The organism is Flavobacterium sp. (assembly GCF_031411595.1).
GTDB lineage: Bacteria > Bacteroidota > Bacteroidia > Flavobacteriales > Flavobacteriaceae > Flavobacterium.
Window position 1 is genome coordinate 107,652 of record NZ_JANOBI010000047.1, and the last position, 18,884, is coordinate 126,535.

General features: G+C 37.4%; 20 protein-coding genes. 5 read left to right on the forward strand and 15 right to left on the reverse strand.

The window, feature by feature from the left end:
• Window positions 1–10 precede the first annotated feature (10 nt).
• The 3 genes from RMO03_RS11490 to RMO03_RS11500 all read right to left on the reverse strand — a co-directional run bounded on the left by RMO03_RS11490 (window position 11) and on the right by RMO03_RS11500 (window position 2,109).
• On the reverse strand, window positions 11–418 hold the full coding sequence (locus RMO03_RS11490; protein ID WP_309642246.1) for a hypothetical protein: 408 nt from the start codon (window positions 416–418) through the stop codon (window positions 11–13).
• Between the two features lie 165 nt (window positions 419–583).
• Window positions 584–1,603 (reverse strand): phenylalanine--tRNA ligase subunit alpha, encoded by a 1,020-nt coding sequence (gene pheS, locus RMO03_RS11495; protein WP_309642247.1) that lies wholly within the window; start codon window positions 1,601–1,603, stop codon window positions 584–586.
• 149 nt (window positions 1,604–1,752) lie between these two features.
• Entirely contained in the window at window positions 1,753–2,109 is a 357-nt protein-coding gene (locus tag RMO03_RS11500) for a hypothetical protein (RefSeq protein ID WP_309642248.1), read from the reverse strand.
• 132 nt (window positions 2,110–2,241) lie between these two features.
• On the opposite strand from RMO03_RS11500, the gene RMO03_RS11505 reads away from it, so the two are divergent.
• Window positions 2,242–2,778, forward strand: a complete 537-nt coding sequence (locus tag RMO03_RS11505) for a CvpA family protein (RefSeq protein ID WP_309642249.1) — start codon at window positions 2,242–2,244, stop codon at window positions 2,776–2,778.
• Here the strand turns inward: RMO03_RS11505 and RMO03_RS11510 are convergent, their stop codons facing one another.
• The 8 genes from RMO03_RS11510 to RMO03_RS11545 are packed head-to-tail and all read right to left on the reverse strand — an operon-like array spanning window position 2,779 to window position 11,740.
• A complete protein-coding gene (locus tag RMO03_RS11510; protein WP_309642250.1) occupies window positions 2,779–3,525 on the reverse strand; it encodes a tetratricopeptide repeat protein in 747 nt (248 codons plus the stop codon). It abuts the gene before it with no gap.
• A 53-nt stretch (window positions 3,526–3,578) separates the two neighbouring features.
• Entirely contained in the window at window positions 3,579–5,339 is a 1,761-nt protein-coding gene (locus tag RMO03_RS11515; RefSeq protein WP_309642251.1) for a BatD family protein, read from the reverse strand.
• Between the two features lie 33 nt (window positions 5,340–5,372).
• Window positions 5,373–6,125: a tetratricopeptide repeat protein gene (locus RMO03_RS11520; RefSeq protein ID WP_309642252.1), complete on the reverse strand. Its 753-nt coding sequence runs from the start codon at window positions 6,123–6,125 to the stop codon at window positions 5,373–5,375.
• Window positions 6,125–7,162 carry a VWA domain-containing protein gene (locus RMO03_RS11525; RefSeq protein WP_309642253.1) on the reverse strand — a complete coding sequence of 346 codons (1,038 nt, stop codon included), beginning with the start codon at window positions 7,160–7,162 and terminating at the stop codon, window positions 6,125–6,127. Before RMO03_RS11525 ends, RMO03_RS11520 begins: the two co-directional genes overlap by 1 nt.
• Window positions 7,162–8,163 (reverse strand): VWA domain-containing protein, encoded by a 1,002-nt coding sequence (locus RMO03_RS11530; RefSeq protein WP_309642254.1) that lies wholly within the window; start codon window positions 8,161–8,163, stop codon window positions 7,162–7,164. Before RMO03_RS11530 ends, RMO03_RS11525 begins: the two co-directional genes overlap by 1 nt.
• Window positions 8,163–9,797: a hypothetical protein gene (locus tag RMO03_RS11535; protein ID WP_309642255.1), complete on the reverse strand. Its 1,635-nt coding sequence runs from the start codon at window positions 9,795–9,797 to the stop codon at window positions 8,163–8,165. The genes RMO03_RS11530 and RMO03_RS11535 overlap by 1 nt, the downstream gene beginning before the upstream one ends.
• 21 nt (window positions 9,798–9,818) lie before the next feature.
• Window positions 9,819–10,682: a DUF58 domain-containing protein gene (locus tag RMO03_RS11540; RefSeq protein WP_309642256.1), complete on the reverse strand. Its 864-nt coding sequence runs from the start codon at window positions 10,680–10,682 to the stop codon at window positions 9,819–9,821.
• 53 nt (window positions 10,683–10,735) lie between these two features.
• Window positions 10,736–11,740, reverse strand: coding sequence for a MoxR family ATPase (locus RMO03_RS11545; protein WP_309642257.1), 1,005 nt, complete (start codon window positions 11,738–11,740; stop codon window positions 10,736–10,738).
• Window positions 11,741–11,954: 214 nt separating this feature from the next.
• Here RMO03_RS11545 and RMO03_RS11550 point away from each other — a divergent pair, with 214 nt between their 5' ends.
• Window positions 11,955–12,827 carry an aldo/keto reductase gene (locus RMO03_RS11550; protein WP_309642258.1) on the forward strand — a complete coding sequence of 291 codons (873 nt, stop codon included), beginning with the start codon at window positions 11,955–11,957 and terminating at the stop codon, window positions 12,825–12,827.
• Window positions 12,828–12,842: 15 nt separating this feature from the next.
• Complete coding sequence (locus tag RMO03_RS11555; protein WP_309642259.1) at window positions 12,843–13,982, forward strand: ATP-binding protein; 1,140 nt, start codon at window positions 12,843–12,845, stop codon at window positions 13,980–13,982.
• Here RMO03_RS11555 and RMO03_RS11560 read toward each other — a convergent pair whose 3' ends face one another.
• The 4 genes from RMO03_RS11560 to RMO03_RS11575 all read right to left on the reverse strand — a co-directional run bounded on the left by RMO03_RS11560 (window position 13,983) and on the right by RMO03_RS11575 (window position 17,405).
• Window positions 13,983–14,600 carry a T9SS type A sorting domain-containing protein gene (locus RMO03_RS11560; protein ID WP_309642260.1) on the reverse strand — a complete coding sequence of 206 codons (618 nt, stop codon included), beginning with the start codon at window positions 14,598–14,600 and terminating at the stop codon, window positions 13,983–13,985.
• A 10-nt stretch (window positions 14,601–14,610) separates the two neighbouring features.
• Complete coding sequence (locus RMO03_RS11565; RefSeq protein WP_309642261.1) at window positions 14,611–15,750, reverse strand: hypothetical protein; 1,140 nt, start codon at window positions 15,748–15,750, stop codon at window positions 14,611–14,613.
• A gap of 41 nt (window positions 15,751–15,791) precedes the next feature.
• Window positions 15,792–16,925, reverse strand: a complete 1,134-nt coding sequence (locus tag RMO03_RS11570; protein ID WP_309642262.1) for a hypothetical protein — start codon at window positions 16,923–16,925, stop codon at window positions 15,792–15,794.
• Between the two features lie 63 nt (window positions 16,926–16,988).
• A complete protein-coding gene (locus RMO03_RS11575; protein ID WP_309642263.1) occupies window positions 16,989–17,405 on the reverse strand; it encodes a hypothetical protein in 417 nt (138 codons plus the stop codon).
• Between the two features lie 161 nt (window positions 17,406–17,566).
• On the opposite strand from RMO03_RS11575, the gene RMO03_RS11580 reads away from it, so the two are divergent.
• Window positions 17,567–18,292 (forward strand): metallophosphoesterase, encoded by a 726-nt coding sequence (locus tag RMO03_RS11580; RefSeq protein WP_309642264.1) that lies wholly within the window; start codon window positions 17,567–17,569, stop codon window positions 18,290–18,292.
• 40 nt (window positions 18,293–18,332) lie between these two features.
• Window positions 18,333–18,827, forward strand: a complete 495-nt coding sequence (locus RMO03_RS11585) for a DUF6646 family protein (RefSeq protein WP_309642265.1) — start codon at window positions 18,333–18,335, stop codon at window positions 18,825–18,827.
• Window positions 18,828–18,884 lie beyond the last annotated feature (57 nt).

Below are 18,884 nucleotides of genomic sequence, written 5' to 3' on the forward strand. Positions count from 1 at the left end.
CCCAATTTCCCTACCTCACAATCACACCATCCACAAACAAAATCGGTACTTCTTCTACCGCATTTTCGTTGATCGTGTTCGCTTTGAAGATATATTTCTTATCGTATAAAGTATTACCGATAAAAAACGTCACCATGAATTCGTTGTTTAATGCGAGTACACTTTGCTCTACCATTTCAACTTTAACAACGGAAACTGCTGGAATTTCCACAAACGCATGACGTAACAGCGACGTTTTTTTCATCTCGCCATCAATCGTTCCGAAGGCTTTGGAAACGACCATGACGCCATCGAGCTGGAAGTCGCTGTCGTTGACTAAATAGACATACCAGACTTTTTCCATGAAGTCGTCGCTCCATTCTTGGATGGCGGCTAGGAAGACGTTTTCTACGGTGGGGATGATGATGTCTTTTTTCATGGATTGTAAGATTGTAGGATTGTAAGACTTTAAGATTCGTCTTGGTAAACTGATGCCTTAGCCCCGATAGTAACGATATCCTTTTGTGCCAGGGTTTGGCGCAAAAGATTTAGTGGATAGCGGGAAATAGCTCCTGATTACTAACGCCATTAAAACGAAACTATTTTAGATGCTTGATTTAAATTGCTCTAAGAAACGCACATCGTTTTCATAAAACATACGAATATCACCAATTTGATACAGCAACATTGCGATTCTTTCGATACCCATTCCGAACGCAAATCCGTTGTATTCGTCGGGATTGATGCCACAATTTTTAAGCACATTGGGATCGACCATACCGCAACCCATAATTTCTAACCAACCGGTACCTTTGGTGATTCGGTAATCGGTTTCTGTTTTGAGTCCCCAATAGATATCGACCTCAGCGCTTGGCTCAGTAAATGGGAAATACGATGGCCTCAAACGGATTTTTGATTTGCCGAACATTTCTTTGGTGAAATATAACAGTGTCTGCTTTAAGTCGGCAAACGAAACGTCTTTGTCGATATACAAACCTTCAACTTGGTGGAAAATACAATGCGAACGCGACGAAACAGCTTCATTTCTGAAAACGCGTCCCGGTGAAATTGTTCGAATTGGCGGTTTGTTGTTTTCCATGTAACGCACTTGCACGGACGATGTATGCGTACGCAACAAAATATCAGGATTCGTTTGGATGAAAAAGGTGTCTTGCATATCGCGCGCCGGATGGTATTCCGGAAGATTCAATGCGGTGAAATTGTGCCAATCGTCTTCAATTTCCGGGCCTTCGGATACGTTGAAACCGATGTTCGAAAAAATATCGATGATTTGGTTTTTGACCAATGATATCGGGTGACGCGAACCAATCGTAATCGGTTCGCTCGGACGTGTTAAATCGCCATAAAAGCCTTTGTTTTCTTCTTTACTTTCGAGTGCTTCTTGAATGGTTTTTACCTTTTCTTCAGCAGTGGTTTTGAGTAAATTGATGACTTGCCCAAATTCCTTTTTTTGTTCGTTGGGAACATTTTTGAATTCGGCGAAAAAGTCTTTCAGCAATCCTTTGCTTCCGAGGTACTGGATGCGGAATGCTTCTAGTTCATCGGTGTTTTGCGTTGTGAATGCTTGTGCTTCGGCGATATGTGCTTTGATCTTGTCTATCATGGTCGTGCTGTAATTAAGACGGCAAATTTAGGAATTTAACCGCAAAGTTCGCAAGGTTTTTCAGTTTGCTTATCTATTAATTTCTTGGCGCTTCGTCTTGGCGAGATTAAAAAAATATGGCTCGCAAAGGCGCAGAGACGCAAAGACTGTTATTCGATGACTTCTCTTTCTACGAAGTAATTGACGATGGCTTCTTTCATCAATACAGATTGTTCGCCGGCCTTTAGTGGCGGGAGTTCTTCTTTGACAATATAATGTGGCCAACCTTCTTCGTCGAAATAGTCGAATTCGTAAAATCCGTAGGGTTCGAGTAATCGGCAAATGGCGATGTGCATCAAGTTGAGCTTTTCGTCTTTTTTGAATTTATTGTGAACTTTCCCGAGTTCCTGCACGCCAATCAAATAGATAATGGCGTCGAGGTCGAGATCTTCACCTTGTGAGAATTGGTTTGAAAGTATATTCACGAGCTGTTCCCAGCGTTCTTTGAGTTGTTGGTCTCTTGACATTTTTTGAATTATGAATTTTGAATTATGAATTTTGAATTCATAAAAACTTCAGGCAAAGATAAGAAGTTGAAATTTGACATTCGATGCCGGGCAATTCTTTTATATTTGTGGCTTGAAATTAAAATTGAGCAGATGAATATTTTGGATTTTTTTATCGGAATTTTTCTAATTATCGGCTTGGTAAAAGGATTTCGCAATGGTTTTTTTGTTGAGTTGGCTTCATTGGTTTCGATTCTTTTGGGGATTTTTATCGCAATTAGATTTTCATATTTAACGAAATCTTATCTTGAACATCATGGCACTTGGAACCCACAAACGATTCAAGTAGTCGCTTTTGCAGTGACTTTTATTCTAGTCGTTATTGGCGTTTCAATGTTGGCAAAAGTTTTTACTTCAATAGCAAATTTTGCTTTTTTGGGTTTTGCGAACTCGGTTTTGGGTGGCATTGTCGGATTGCTTCGGTCGGTTTTGGTGATGAGTATTTTGCTCAATTTGTTTCAAAAACTCAATGCGGATCATGGGTTACTTTCAAAAGAAACCAAAGAAAAATCGACTTTATATTGGCCGATTCAAGAAATTTCAAAAACGATTTATCCTTCAATTTCAGGATGGTTTGAAACTTTTAAATCGAATGAATTTGAGTTTGAAAACGAGAAAAAAGCTTCGTAATTACTTCACTTCTTTGATTGAACTGCTTTCAATCCAACCTTCTGAACCATCCGTGAGTTCCACTTTTCTCCAATTGTCTAACGATTCTTTTACGTAAACTTTCGTGCCTTCATGCAATAAAAACACATCGGAACTTGAAGCTTTTGGTTCGCCTTTGACTTCAGCAACTTCAGCAAAAATAATCGCCGGTCTTTCGTTTTGATAATGGTCTTTCTCGAAAATCGCGGACAATACACTGATCAAAATCAAGAAAACCAGTACAAACATTCCGATGAAAAAGATGCGTTTCGATAACGTGATTTGCGAAAAATAATATCCCATAAAAAACAACAAAAACAACGTCGACAATGAAACGGCAATCCAAGCCCAACAGTCATAATGGAACGTTGCGGTAAAATCGCGAAGCAGTTTGGCAAAACCCACTTTGGGCACTTCTTTGATTTCGTCAATCGTCATTTTTTGGGCGAACTTCAAGTTGTTTTTAATTTCGGTATCGTTCGGATTGAGCACCAAAGCTTTTTCATAATTGTAAATCGCCGGTGCCACTTTATTGAGTTTATAATAGCAATTCCCTAAATTAAAATAAACTTCCGCAGATTGCTGCTTGCCGCTCAACACATTTTCATAAGCAGCAATCGCAGCTTCGTATTGCCCTTTTTGGTATAAAGCATTTCCTTTTTCAAAGCCGTTTTGGGCAAAGAAAACTTCACTGATTAGAAGAAATATAAAAACTAATTTTTTACTCATGCTTAAATAAGTTTTTTTGTATTCGTGAATCTTCGATTTCACCTTGCTTTCCATTATGAAATCTGTTTTTCTAAATCCGAAATAATCGCCACCGCTTTATCGAAATCCTGTTGAATGGCTACGCTTGATGCCGGTGCATATCTTGCCAATTCGCAGTTTTCTGTCAAATTGATAAACGCTTGTACGGTTTCCGATTGCGCTTTTCTCGACAACAAAATTTCCTGTATTTTGTCCTTACTCATTTCCGAAGTTTCGATGTTGAGTTTGGCTTTCAAGAAATTGTGCATGGCTTTTTCTAGTGCAATGTAAAACGGTTCTTTATTGTTGATTTGATTTTTGGCTTCCGACAAATATTTCTTCGCCAATTTGTTCGATAATTTGATTTTATTGCCAACGACATCGCCGTCAATGGCTTCTTTTTTCTTCTTCAATAAAACGATGATTGGAATAATTCCCAATGGTAAAAACAGTAAAACATAAAACAACGTCGATCCAAGGAAATCCTTTTGATGCATTTTCTCCAAACTCGTTTTTAGTTTGATGTAGCGGAATTGCTCGCCCGCCATGACTTTCATTTTTGTTGTGCCTGTGTTATTTTCAGCAACAACATCATTACTTGCTGTCGGCCCATCCATCACGGTAATCATGATTTCCGGCGACGTAATGGTTTTATATTTCGCTGTACTCAAATCGAAGTACGTAAACGACATCGGTTTGATTGGGTATTTACCTTTGAACTGCGGGATGATTGTATACGAATCCGATGTGTGTCCGTTCATTCCCGAAAGCGGTGTTTGCACTTGTTCGTTATGCACAGGATCATACATTTCTAATGAATTTGGCACGACTGGTTTTGGAAGCGTGAACAGTTTTAAATTTCCTGTTCCCGAAGCCAAGACTTTCAAATCGAGAGATTCGCCATTTTTTAAATTCGTTTTGGAAGGCGTTACCGAGAAATTAAATTTCCCTACAGCACCCGAAAAATCAATTGGTTTTCCGGCTTCCGGCAATGGTTTTACTGTGATGGTTTTGCTTCCTGCAGAAACACGTTTGTTGTCATCAACTACTTGCACGCGTCCGAAAAAATCTCGGCGGTTGGTTGGCACTTGCACATCGATGTCTAATGACAAAGGTTCGATTTCTAGTTTTCCTGATTTCTGCGGGTATAAAACGGTTTTTCTGAGCACTACGCAACGGTATTTTTCACCGTTGTATTTTCCTTCTTCAGCAACCAATTGCTTAATGTCGATGTTTTGACTCCAGAAGTCATTGTACTTAGGTTTGTTGAGTTCACGCCAATTCGTGATGCCAATATTATAACTGAAATACAATTTATAAACGACCGTAATCGGCTCATTTACATAAGGATTGCCTTTAGAAATTTCTGCTACCAAATGAATCGCATCATCGGCAGAAACTTGTGGTTCATCATTCGGATCACGCGGTTGTTGAACGGCTGCAGTAACATTGATTTTTATGGGATTGGTTTTGTAAACTTGTCCATTAATTTCAACGGCTGCTTGCTTGATGGTCAAGGCTCCTTTTTGTGTTGGTAATAAAAAATACGAATACGATTTGTTGAACGAACTTCTACCATTAACCCAAGATTGACTCACTTGTTGACTCGGTCCGGCCACGATTCTGAAACCTTCAAATGATGGTGGTGAAAAGTTATCGCCATCGGCATTCATCGTAAAGTCGATGCGCAGTCTTTCGTTGAGTCCAAGCGTGTTTTTGCTGACTTTGGCTTCAAATTGCACTTGAGCCCAAAGTCCGTGAAAACTAATCAAAAACAGTATTAAAAATTTCTTCATTTGTTCTAAAAATCTAACGATCGAATAATCTAATTACCAATCTTTCTCCGTCTGCACTGGTTTGCGTTTTATTTTCTTTGCATTGACTTTATCCTGCACTTTTTTCTCCTCATTATTTACGGCATCGAGTAAGTTTTGCAAACGTTCTTTTGAAATTCCACCTGGTTTAGGTTTGGGTTGGTTTTGCTTATCGTTGTTACCTTTATCGTCTTTCTTGTCTTTATCGCCTTCTTTGTTGTTTTCCTTGTCTTTCTCTTTCTCCTTATTCTGATCTTTCTTATCGTCTTTTTTATCTTTGTCCTTGTCTTTTTTGTCGTCCTTCTTGTCCTTTTTCTTGTCTTTCTTATCGTCTTTCGGTGGATTTTCTTTGAGCATTTTTTTGGCTAAGGCAAAATTATATCGCGATTCGTCGTCATTCGGGTTATTTCTTAAAGCATTTTTGTAGGCTTCGACGGCTTTGGTATAATTTTTTTCTTTCATAAAAACATTACCCAAATTATGAAAAGCTTGGTGTTTTTGTGATTTTTCACTCGCATTTTCAATGGCTTTCAAATACGAATACTTGGCTTCACCAGCTTGGTTTTGTCTGTAAATTGAATTTCCTAAATTGTAAGACGCAATCGCATTTTTACGCGTTTTTGATAATGAAATCCTATAATCTGCTTCGGCATCATCATACTTTTTAGCTTCAAATTCGTCGTTCGCTTTAGGCAAATGCTTCTCTGTTTCCTGAGCGAATGTTGCCAAAGAAAGAAAAAATAAACTATATAAAAGGAGTTGTTTCATTATTCTTTTTCGTTAAATAAATTCAACTTCTTAATCCAATTGGTTCTGCGGTCGAGCAAGAAAATATCTGCAAACAACAACAAGAAAGCAATCCCTAAAAACCATTGAAACTGCGATTGAAAATCGGCCATTTCAGTAGCTTCAAATTCTGTTTTCTGAATGTTATCTAGCGCTTTTTTGATATAGGCCAAAACTTCTTTGGTATTGCTTCCATTGACGTAACCACCTTTGGTTTCTTTGGCGATTTCCTTCAAACTTTCGGGATTCAATTTCGTAATTACCACTTCATTATTGTTGTCGCGTTTGAAACTTTGCACGACGCCATTTTCCTTAATCGGAATCGGTCCGCCTTTTAAAGTCCCAACACCAATCGTGATGATTTTCATGCCGTTTTTATTGGCTTCTGCAGCAGCTTCCGATGCGCCTTCTGAATGATCTTCACCATCGGAAATCATAATCAGTAGCTTACTCGTTTTGTTGCCTTTATCAAAATAAGTTGATGACAATTTAATGGCTTCATCAAGCGAAGTTCCTTGTGAGGAAACCATCGAAGTATTCATACTTTGCAAAAACATTTTCGAAACCGCGTAATCGGTCGTTATTGGCAATACGGGAAAAGCACTTCCTGCATAGGCCACAATTCCGATTCTATCATTACCCAATTGATTGATGATTTGCGAAACAAGTTGCTTGCTTTTCTCCAATCGATTGGGCGCGACATCTTCGGCTAGCATACTTTTAGAAACATCCATCGCAAAAACGATATCGATGCCTTCACGTTTGACGGTTTCCATTTTGGTTCCGATTTTTGGATTGATTAAACCGAAAACTAATCCAACCAAAGCGATTAGCAATAAGGCAAATTTCAATGTTGGTTTAAAAACCGAACGCTCCGGGCTTAGCTTTTTCACCAAATCGATATCGCCAAATTCGCGTTGTTTTTTTCTTTTCCAGAACTGCACGTACAAGAAAAGCAACACCAATACTGGAATGATGGCCAACAGATACAAATAACCTTTTTCTTCTAATTCGTACATTATATAAAACTTCTAAAAATCGTGTTGCGTAAACCTATTTCAAGCAAAAGCAAAATGCCGGCAATCCAAACGAATGGGCGGTATTTTTCATCGTAATCATAGAATCTTAATTCTTGGATTTCGGTGGTTTCTAATTTATTAATCTCATGATAAATCTGAGCCAATTTCGAATTGCTTGTCGCTCTAAAATATTTTCCGCCGGTTTTTCTGGCAATGTTCTGCATCAATTTCTCATCGATTTCAACCTGCATCATGCGAAACAAAAATTGTCCGTTGGGTGCAATCGCATATGGGAATTCCGCCATTCCGTTAGTTCCGATGCCAATTGTGTATACTTTAATCCCGTATTGTTCGGCAATATCCGATGCCGTTTCAGGTTCTATAAATCCTGCATTATTGACACCATCGGTCAACAGAATAATGACTTTACTTTTGGCTTTACTGTCTTTCAAACGATTCACGGCTGTGGTCAAACCCATTCCTATTCCGGTTCCGTCTTGCAGCGTATTGTCGTATTTAATGCTGTTGATTGCATCCTGAATTACGGCTTTATCACTTGTTACCGGCGTTTTTGTATAAGCTTCAGCGGCATAAACTACTAGACCAATTCGGTCGTTAGGACGTTCTTCAACGAAATCGGAAGCGACTCTTTTCAATGCTTCCATTCGGTTTGGTTTCAAATCTTTGGCGAGCATACTTCCAGAAACATCGACAGCAATCACAATATCAATTCCTTTGGTCGTTTTGGTTTTGTTGCTGATGTCGACCGTTCTTGGTCTTGCCATAGCTACAATCAAAGCGCTTAAAGCCAACAATCGCATTACAAATAATAACGGTTGCAGTTTGGCCAAAAACGAATTGGTGGTTTGAAATCCTTTCAATGAACTTATCTTCAATGTTGGCGCTTGCTTTTTGCGTTTCCAGAAAAACCAACCTATGGCAACCGGAAGCAACAAAAACAACCAGAAAAACTGTGGATTTAAAAAAGTCACTTCTTTCATTATTCTCCTAGTTTTTTAAGTTCCACTGAATTCAGTATACGCTCTAAAATTTTATTGGCATAGGTATCGCCTTCTTCGTGCTGCATCGTAATTTGTTGCAATCCGCCTTCCTGATTGAACAAAATAATTTCGTAATAATACTTGGTGCTGCTTTTACTGATGGTGTTGATTCTTGAAAATGTCCCGAACGCTCTCATACCCTTCACACCTTGCTTCGTATCGAATTCTTCTTGTTTCACCAACATGTACTGCGCACCTTGCGATTCGAGCATTTGTATGGTTGCTTCAATGGCTTTTGACAAATCGATTTCGCCTTCTTGTTTGTATTTTAATGTAGAAACCATCAACTGGAAATCATCGAGCAAACCACCATAACGGAACGACTGCATTTCCTTAATCAATGCCATGCTTTCTTTTGGGAGCAATTTCGTAAGATCTGTTCTTTTCAAAACTTTTGGTGTTTCAATAATCACCGCCGGATTGCCATATTCGCTGTAGACCCATTCGCCCTCGAGCAATTCCTTCGAATCGTTTCCGAACAATTCGTCTTTGACATAAGTGAATCCTTTGGTCGTAATGAAGAATGTCAACAGCGCGACAACTACGCCAATCACAATAGCTGAAGCAGTAATAATGCGTGATTTTCTTTTTTTCTTCAATTGAATGCGAAGTTGTTCCTGACGCTGCATTTCGTTGAGCAATGATTCTTCTTGTTCTTGTACCACAATCGGAATCGATTTGTCGAGAATCACAATCGCACTTTCGATTTTCTTTCTGTCTTCTGTAATTTCAAAATCAAGTGGTTTCGATTTGGCGAATTTCACCAAGTCGGCTTGTTTTAGAACGCGTTCGAGGTTTTCTATCGTTTCTTGCGACAACTTCATTTTCTTTTTCAATGAAGCTTTGCGCAAACCTTCGATGAGTTCCGAAGTAGTGCTTTCCATAGCCGGAATTTCTATCGCTTCTTCGATGTAAGTTCTGGCGATATCGGTCAATTCACTATAATATGCTTTGATTTCACCTTTTTGCCACAATTGTTTTTTCTCGAGTGAATTGAGCAAACTTGTCGCTTTTTCAATTGGTGTTTTATATAAATCTTCTTCGATTTTTTTGGTTTGACGGATTTTAAGATACCAATAAACGAACGCTCCTATTCCACCAAGCACTAATAACGCCAACAATAATTCCCAAATCCAGCTTTTGCTTGATGTAACTTCCGCAATGGGTTTGATGTCATACATTTTTTGTTTCAATGTATCAACGACGACATTAGCAACCTCAACGCGAAGACTATCCGAAAAAAACGGTTTGTTGTTGATTAAAATCGTGACACGCGGAATCATATATCTTCCGCTGTCGAATTGCGTCAATCCGTATTTTTTAATCAAATCATAACGACTGCCATTTTTAACGGTGTCGACTTTATAAGATTCTATCACTTCTAAAGCGCCAAAGTTTTTAGGATTTGGAAAAGCTACTTTAGCCGTTGTATCTACAGAAGTTTTTAAAGTCAATTGAAATTCACCTCCAATTTTATTCTTCGTTTTATCGATACTGGTCACAACTTGCTTTTGTTGTGCAAAAACAACAGAAGTCAGCAGCGTGAGGCAAAGAATAAGAATCTTATTTTTCATTTTTGAAGTCTGGATTGGAATTTATCTCGATTTGAAATAACTTAATAATTTGGTCACGTAGCTTTCATCAACTCTCGTATTAACAACGCCTGAACCCGATTTACTGAACGTTTCTTTAAAGTAATTGATTTTATCGTGGTAGTACTTTTCATAATTCAAACGCACTGATTTTGAACTTGTATTAATCCATTGCACTTGACCTGTTTCCGCATCCTGCATCGAAACCATTCCGATGTTTGGCATTTTTTCTTCGCGAATATCATAGACGCGAATGCCTGTGATGTCGTGTTTTTTAGACGCAATTTTTAAGGTTTGTTCGTAGTCATCTGACATGAAATCAGAGATTACAAACACAATCGCTTTCTTCTTTTGTGTTCCTGAAAGAAATTTCAACGCCTGCGCCAAATCAGTTTTGTGGCTTTTCGGTTGGAATTCTATGAGTTCACGAATGATTCGCAATACGTGTGAACGCCCTTTCTTAGGTGGAATGTACAATTCGATTTGATCAGAAAACAAAATCAATCCGATTTTGTCATTGTTTTGCGTAGCCGAAAAAGCCATAGTGGCTGCAATTTCAGTCACAATGTCTTTCTTGAATTGACTTTTAGTACCGAAACTTTCCGAACCACTGATATCGACCATGAGCACCATCGTGAGTTCGCGTTCTTCTTCAAACACTTTGACGTAAGGTTCGTTATATCGCGCCGTCACATTCCAATCAATCGCGCGAATGTCGTCGCCATATTGGTATTGACGCACTTCGGAGAAAGTCATTCCGCGTCCTTTAAACGACGTATGGTATTCGCCCGAAAAGATATGATCGCTCAATCTTCGGGTCTTGATTTCTATTTTTCGTACTTTTTTGAGAAGGTCTTTTGTTTCCATATTTTAGGCGCTAAGGCACAAAGGCGCTAAGGTTCTGAGGTTTTTGGAAATCATTAAGGTACTTCGACCTCGTTGACGATTTTGTTGATGATGTCGACAGAGGTGATGTTTTCCGCTTCAGCTTCGTAAGTAATTCCAATACGATGACGCAATACATCATGCACTACGGCACGAACATCTTCAGGAATTACGTAACCTCGGCGTTTGATGAAAGCGTAGCATTTTGCAGCATTGGCCAAGTTGATGCTGCCACGTGGAGAAGCGCCGAAACTGATTAAATGTTTGATGCTTTCTAATTTGTATTTTTCAGGATTACGCGTAGCAAATACAATATCTAAAATATATTTTTCGATTTTTTCATCCATGTAAACATCGCGAACGGCTTCTTGTGCGCGAAGAATTTGCTCTACAGAAACCACAGGATTGACTTGTTCGTAGGCGCCACTTAAATTCTGACGGATGACCATACGCTCTTCTTCCATTTTTGGGTAATCGATAACGGTTTTGAGCATGAAACGATCGACTTGCGCTTCCGGTAACGGATAAGTTCCTTCTTGCTCAATTGGATTTTGAGTTGCTAAAACTAAAAACGGTTTGTCTAATTTGAATGTGGTGTCGCCAATGGTAACTTGTTTTTCCTGCATCGCTTCAAGCAAAGCTGATTGAACTTTTGCAGGCGCTCTATTAATCTCATCCGCTAACACGAAATTAGCAAAAATGGGTCCTTTTTTAATCGAGAATTCGTTTTGTTTGATGTTGTAAATCATGGTTCCAACAACATCGGCCGGCAACAAATCTGGCGTAAATTGAATTCTGCTAAACGATCCGTGAACTGCTTTCGCCAAAGTATTAATGGCCAAAGTTTTTGCTAACCCGGGAACACCTTCCAAAAGAATGTGTCCTTGTCCTAAAAGTCCAATCAGCAAACGTTCTATCATGTGCTTTTGGCCTACAATTACTTTGTTCATTTCCATTGTAAGCAAATCGATAAAAGCACTTTCTCTTTCTATCTTTTCATTAATCGCTCGAATATCCAGCGTCGTTGTAGTTTCTTCCATTTCCTTGTTTTTAATCCCGTGATTTGTATATGTTAATTTTACACGGTGCAAATTGAATTTTTTTTTAGAAGTAAGATGTTAAAAAATGGTTAAAACTTCTGACAAACCCTCAATTTTAAGGAGGAATTGTGATACTATTTTTATATTTTTAAGAACTCTAAAAATTAAAGGCCAGAATAGTATTTTCAAGCCTTTCAAAGCCTAAAATCAAACCATGAATAAAACACCTTTTTCTAAGATTATTGCCGGAACGATGACGTGGGGCATTTGGGGCAAAAACCTCAACACAAATGAAATGATTGACATGATGCATTGTTGTCTCGAAAACGGAATTTCGACTTTTGACCATGCTGATATTTATGGCGGTTATACCACAGAAGCTTCTTTTGGAAATGCATTTACAGAAAGCAAAATTGATAGGCAAAAAATTCAATTGATTTCGAAATGCGGCATTCAATATCAATCTGAAAACCGCGACAACAAAATCAAACATTATGATTATTCAAAATCGTATATCATTTGGTCTGTTGAAACCTCTTTGAAAAACCTCAAAACGGATTATCTCGATTTACTTTTATTGCATCGCCCAAGTCCATTGATGCAAGCCGATGAAATTGCCGAAGCGATTATCCAATTAAAAAGTGACGGAAAAATTTTAGATTTTGGTGTGTCGAATTTCACTCCAATGCAAACGGATTTGATTCAAACCAAGATGAAAGTCAATTACAATCAAATACAATTTTCGACAACCCATTTAAATGCCATGCTCGACGGCAGTTTGGATTATATGCAAATCAACAAAATCAAACCGATGGCTTGGAATCCGTTAGGCTCCGTATTTAAAGGCGATGACGAACAATCGAGTCGTGTCAGAACATTAGCTACAGCATTGGCATTGAAATATGAAACTACAATTGACGTTCTCTTATTGGCATGGATTCTAAAACATCCATCCGGAATTCTTCCTGTTTGTGGCACGACAGATAAAACCAGGATTTCACAATTGATGCAAGCCACAACCATCGAACTTGAACTGCAAGATTGGTTTGCGATTTGGGTGGAAAGTACTGGAACCAAAGTGCCTTAATGCCACAACTGCGTCATGATTAACAAACGTCTTTTAATTAAAAACCTTTTGGCTCACAATGATGAGTGCAGTTTTTATGACAAAAAACGGCAGTTGAATTTGCATTCACGTGAAGGCAAAGCGAAATTCCTCAAACATATTTGTGCTTTATCCAATTCGAATCCGACGAACAATTCATATATTGTAGTTGGCGTTGAAGACCAAGACAACGAAATTGTTGGTGATGATTTTTTTGATGACAGCCGCATTCAGAATTTAGTCAATGCGTTTTTGGAAAACCCACCGAAGATTCAATATGAAAATGTGCCGTTTCCGAATTTGCCTAAAGACAAAGTGGTTGGTTTGGTGACGATTAAACCTAAAAACAGAACTTCTTTTTTCAAAAAAGGCATTCATACGATATTACCAAACACCATTTTTGTGCGTACCGGCAGCAACACGATGCCACTTGAAGGCAAGTTTGAAAAAAATTACCAAAACACCGCAACCGTTATCAGCATTGAAAATAATTCTAGAAACAGCGTCGGTTATACCCTTGACGGCGTGATTGATTTTATGAATTTCCGCCACAAAGACATGGCTTCGAAGTATAAAGTCTTTAAAGAATTGTTTGTGATTTGTTGGGCGGGGATTCCGAAAAACGTGCGTGACAAAACCTTCTTATCACGCGTGGATATTGAGCTTATTAATGAACAAGTTAAATTGTTTTACTCCGCTCAGGATGAAGTGACAATTACTTACGACGAGAACACTTTTACGATTACCGAATATGTGCCTTTGGGTTTGAATGACAAGACGAGTTATTATCCGTTAGAGCAACAAACGCTTCGGTTTTTTGACAATGGTTATTATAAAATTGACCGTGAGATTTTATTTGAACCGCCGGAATTCAATAAGAAAATGCTGTTTCATATCTACAATTCTAATATTGCTTTGCTCAATAAATTGCAAAAAGGAACGGGGTTAAATGACCGTGAACACAAAGATCTCGAGAATTTACCTTCTACTTTTATGATTTGTTACCTCAACGGTTTTGAAGATGCAAAACAAAAACTTATTGACGCAAAATTGTTGTTGAAACCTTTCTCACAAGTGTATTTGTCATTTAAAGAAGCGTTGCGGATTTTAAGAAAAATGAAATACGATATTCAATGATTATTGCTTTTTTAAAATGATTTTCATTGTTGTATACCGTTGCTGCTTGAAATAGCCAACCAAATATATTCCGTCCTCATAATTTTGCAAAGTAATTTTTCCATTTCGGTTTTTAAAGTTTCCAATGTATTTTCCGTTGATGTCGAAAATCCATACGCAACGAATTTTAGTATCAATCAACAATTCTCCGTTGATAGGATTTACAAAATCGGCTGAAGCCAACGTCGAATCTGACAATACAACTATGCCGGAAAAAGGCGTAGAAAAAGCACCTTCAATCATATCTTGAAGATTTTCGGATTTGTAGAAAGTATAATACGCCTTGACCACCAAATGATAAATTTCAGTTTGAGTCGTATTGATCGGAAGCTGAAAATTATTATTCAAATAAGCGATATTCGAACCGAAACCCGGAATAAAAAGCGCTTCAATCGTAATTGTGTTTTCAGAAATCGAATATTGCCACGAGTCGAAATAGTAAAGTTCAACCGCTTCGGTATTTAAACTGACATTGATCAATTTTTCAGAAACATTAGAAACGCTGACTTGGACTATGTTGAGTGCGCTGATTTTTTGCAAAGACAATAAGCACAATAAAAGGAAAATAGCTGTTTTCATGGTAATGTTCTCAATCAAATTCGTTCAAACCGTATAGAATTTCTTTCATTTTCGTGCCGTTGATTTCGACAGGTTTGTAGGCTACGTTAAACTTATCAATCGCTACATTGATATCGGCTTTAAGTTTTTTATATTCCAATGGCAGCTTCGATTCGCATTGCATTTCATTTTCATAACTATTTAAAATGATGCTGAATTTCTCATAAAACTTGCCGCCTTGATCGATGAAGTTGTTGTATTGTGAAATGAATTGCAGCAATCGATCAATCGGGAAATCCATATTGACTTGCATTTTATACTGCGCTGTGCCTGTAGTTTCTTTCATTTTGGATAAATACTCTTCCATTTTTTGCGTCAGATTTTCCCAATCGTCATTGATTCTGCAATTTTCCAAAGTCGCATTATAACCAATCGGTTTGGTGTATTCTTTAAACAAAACTTCGATATCCTGCTTTATTTTTTCGTTGTTGTTTTGCAGAAAAGCGGTTTCAAAATAAATCGTGTTTAGGTCATTTTGCATGCGCAACGTGAAATCTAAAATACATTCTACTTTCGCCAATTCTTTTTCCTTTTCTTCTTTCGAAAGCGATGAAGTCATCATGTTGCCAAACGTTTGTACGACTGATGTAATTGGATTGGCTCCTAACAATGTCGTCAATTCAAAACCTGTTTTTTTGTCTTTCTTGGCGGCAACCAGTTCTTTGAGTTTACTGTATTCGGGATATTGGTTCGGATTTGCGATTTTGCTGATTTCGTTGAAAGTTCGAACGGAAGCAAAATGATGGTCTAAACTGAGTACTTTTTCATACAGAATTTTGATGATTTGCAAACCTTTGAGGTAGCGGATTTTAGAAATGTCATTCGCGTTGCTTTTTTGCAATTGTCGGATTTGATCTTGGATTTGATCTTTTTGAATCAACAAATCGACTTTCTTTTGAAGGTTTTCTGTTGTAATTAACTCGCGATTCAACGCAACCAATTGTCTTTCTTTTATCAAAAAAAGTTCCGCATATTGTGCGTTGATACGTTGAATGGATTGCGATAATTCGACTAAAATGTCATTGGGATTGGTTTCTTTTGGAGAAAAAATCGCAGCAGCATGCGTCGCCAAAAATAAAAATAGCGTCGTGTAAAGGATTTGAGTTTTCATAATCCATGGGTTTGAATGGCGGGTACATTTTGAAAAGGCGTTTATTTTAAGCTTGAAACAACTTCGAGTTGCAAAGTATTCCAATCATCGGTTTTGTTGAGCAAATCTTGAAGCCCACATTGATTTTCTGCGGAAACTTTTTGGCCGTTGACGGTAATAATCTCATCGCCCAATTGGTATTTGGTTTGCGATTTTTCTTTGACAACAATCAACAATTTCTCTTGATTGACTTTGGCGTAATACGAAACTTTTCTGTTTAAATTGCTTTCAATTGGATTTTGATTGCGTTTGATATACACTTTGTTGTGGTTGTAATCGATGAGCCAATCGAAGGCTTTGATAAAATCGATTCCGATGTTTTGTGCTTTTATGGAAGTGGAAACAGTCATTTTTGCCTGCAAATTATAGGACCCAAAAACAACCGGCATTTTTTCATAAATCACTTCATGACCGTTCGTGTGAGAAGAAATTGTTTGAAAAAGCGAGCCTTCAAGTTCCATCTTTTTTTCGTTTTTGAAATCTAAATTATCGTCGTAAGGCATGACGATGTTTCCGGTATAACCGGTGTCTACTTTGAATGGATATTCTTTACCTTCAATGTTCAGATAAACAAAAATTTGATTCCTTTTGCATTTTGATTTTAATAATTGATACTGATTATTCGAGAGATTTTGTTGGAATTGTTGCCCGTTGATGTTACAAACTTTATTGTTTGTAAAATCTAATTGCATAATATAATCCTCATTGAAAAAAGTGTCAATTCCTAGAATTCCGGTATAGCTTTTTTTCCCTTGTGCGCATTTATTTGTTGGCATATTAATGAATGACAGAACTTTGCTTTCGCTTTTGAATAAATCACAATTCAATTCAACTGTAAAAAACCTGTTTTTGATTTTTTTTCTGTCAGCACCTTTTGCAGAACCGAGCGAACCAAACTCCTTGTTCTGGAAATCCTTTACTATTGTTGAATCTACTAATACTGAAAATCCTGCTCCAGTATCAAGCAAAAATTTAGTCTTTACATGATCTATTTCCATATCCAATAACACTTTTTTTCCATCTAACACAATGGTAGAACAACCCGTGTTTTCTGCTATTTTTTGGTTACTCAATTGTTTTATTGTTGAACAAAAGCTTAGTGTTAATAACAGCAATAAGTATTGAATTTTTTTCATGTGGATTTGTTTAAAAAGGGTTGTGTTTTATTTTACACAACCCTTTTGCATTTTTAAGTACTATTAAGGCATATCAACCAACAACTCAATGGCAAATTTGATAATGTCAAACATAAATTGACACCACCAACCACATCTTGCATTAGTTCCCCCTATTGCAGTTAAGCCTCCATTTTGTTCCAGTTTCACTAACTCAACTAAAGAATTCCCGTCATAGTTTTTATAGATAACATCAGACTTAGCTCCTGTTGATAAAAACCCATAGATCTCTTTTAGAAATTTTTCTTCTTGAGGAGATGGTTTTGATTGGTTTCCGATTTGTTTTGTTACCCAATCTTGGTATGATACACCTTTGGTGTATTCTTTTTTAGCTTGACCTACTAAAACAACCATACTTGATTTTGAATAAACACTCGTTTGCGCATTTCCTGCAAAACAAAACATCATTGTGGCGATTAAACCTAAAAATAATTTTTTCATGGCTAATAAATTTAAAGTTAAATAAAAAATTGAGTTTTACAAATTGTCTCGAGTCATTTGATATCGTAAAGCTATCTCAAGAAAAAGAAACCGCGTTCTAGTTTTTCTGCCCTTTATGTTAAATATTTTAAGTTATTTTTGTCGCAACAGAACCTTTGTTTATGAGAACTCTTGTTATTGGTGATATTCATGGCGGTTTGCGTGCGTTGCATCAAATTTTTGAACGTGCCCAAATTACACCACAAGATCGATTGATTTTTTTAGGCGATTATGTTGACGGTTGGAGCGAATCGCCACAAGTACTCGATTTTCTAATTCAATTGCAATCGACACATTCGTGCATTTTCATGCGTGGTAATCATGACGAATTGCTTTGTCATTGGCTCCACGAAAGCAAAGACAACCAAATGTGGTATCGGCATGGTGGTGAATCGACTGTAAAAGCATATGCTAAAGTTGATAGCAAAACCAAGAAAAGACATGTGTTATTTTTACAATCTTTAGAAAACTATTATCTCGATAATCAAAACAGATTATTCATTCATGCCGGATTTACCAATATGAATGGTGTGACTTCCGAACATTTTCCGAAGTTGTTTTATTGGGAACGAACGTTATGGGAAACCGCATTGTCTTTGGATAAAAGCTTGGGTGTCGATTCTCTATTGTATCCTAGAAGGTTAAAACTTTATAAAGAAATTTATATCGGACATACGCCGGTAACCCAAATTGGAGAAACTACACCGATTCAAATGGCTTGTGTTTGGAATGTTGATACCGGTGCCGCCTTTAAAGGCCCGTTAACAGTTTTAGATGTTGACACCAAAACTTATTGGCAGAGTGATCCACTGCCTGATTTATACCCGAATGAAATCGGAAGAAATTAGTTATAACTTATTATATTTGCCAATATTTAATTTAGATACCATGAAAAAAATTATTACGCTATTATTGTTAAGTTCTATTTCTTTTGTTAGTGCGCAAGCTTATAAAGGAAAAGGCGATATTAAAGGTCAAGTGGGTGTCGATCTGCAAGATCACGGAACGGGAATTTTCTTTTCCGGAGATTACGGTGTTGGCGAAAACATGTCGTTTGGATTTACGACTACTTATCTTTTAAGCACTGTTGAGATTTTGGGTGAAAAACCTGATTTTGGAGATCGTTTCGATTTGAAAGCCCGTTTTAATGCTAATTTAGGGAACGTATTTCAACTCGATAAAAAAATGGATATTTATCCGGGATTGGATTTAGGATTGCGTAATTTCGGTGGGCATCTTGGTTTTCGTTATTTCTTCACTGATGGATTTGGGATCTTTACAGAAGCTGGGCTTCCAATTGCCAAATACGATTCTGATGTATACGGTTTTGACCATTACAACAATCAATTCGTGTTTAATATAGGTGCGAGTTTTAACTTATAGTATTTTCATACAAACAAAAAAGCGACTTTCACAAGTCGCTTTTTTTATGCTTAAAAG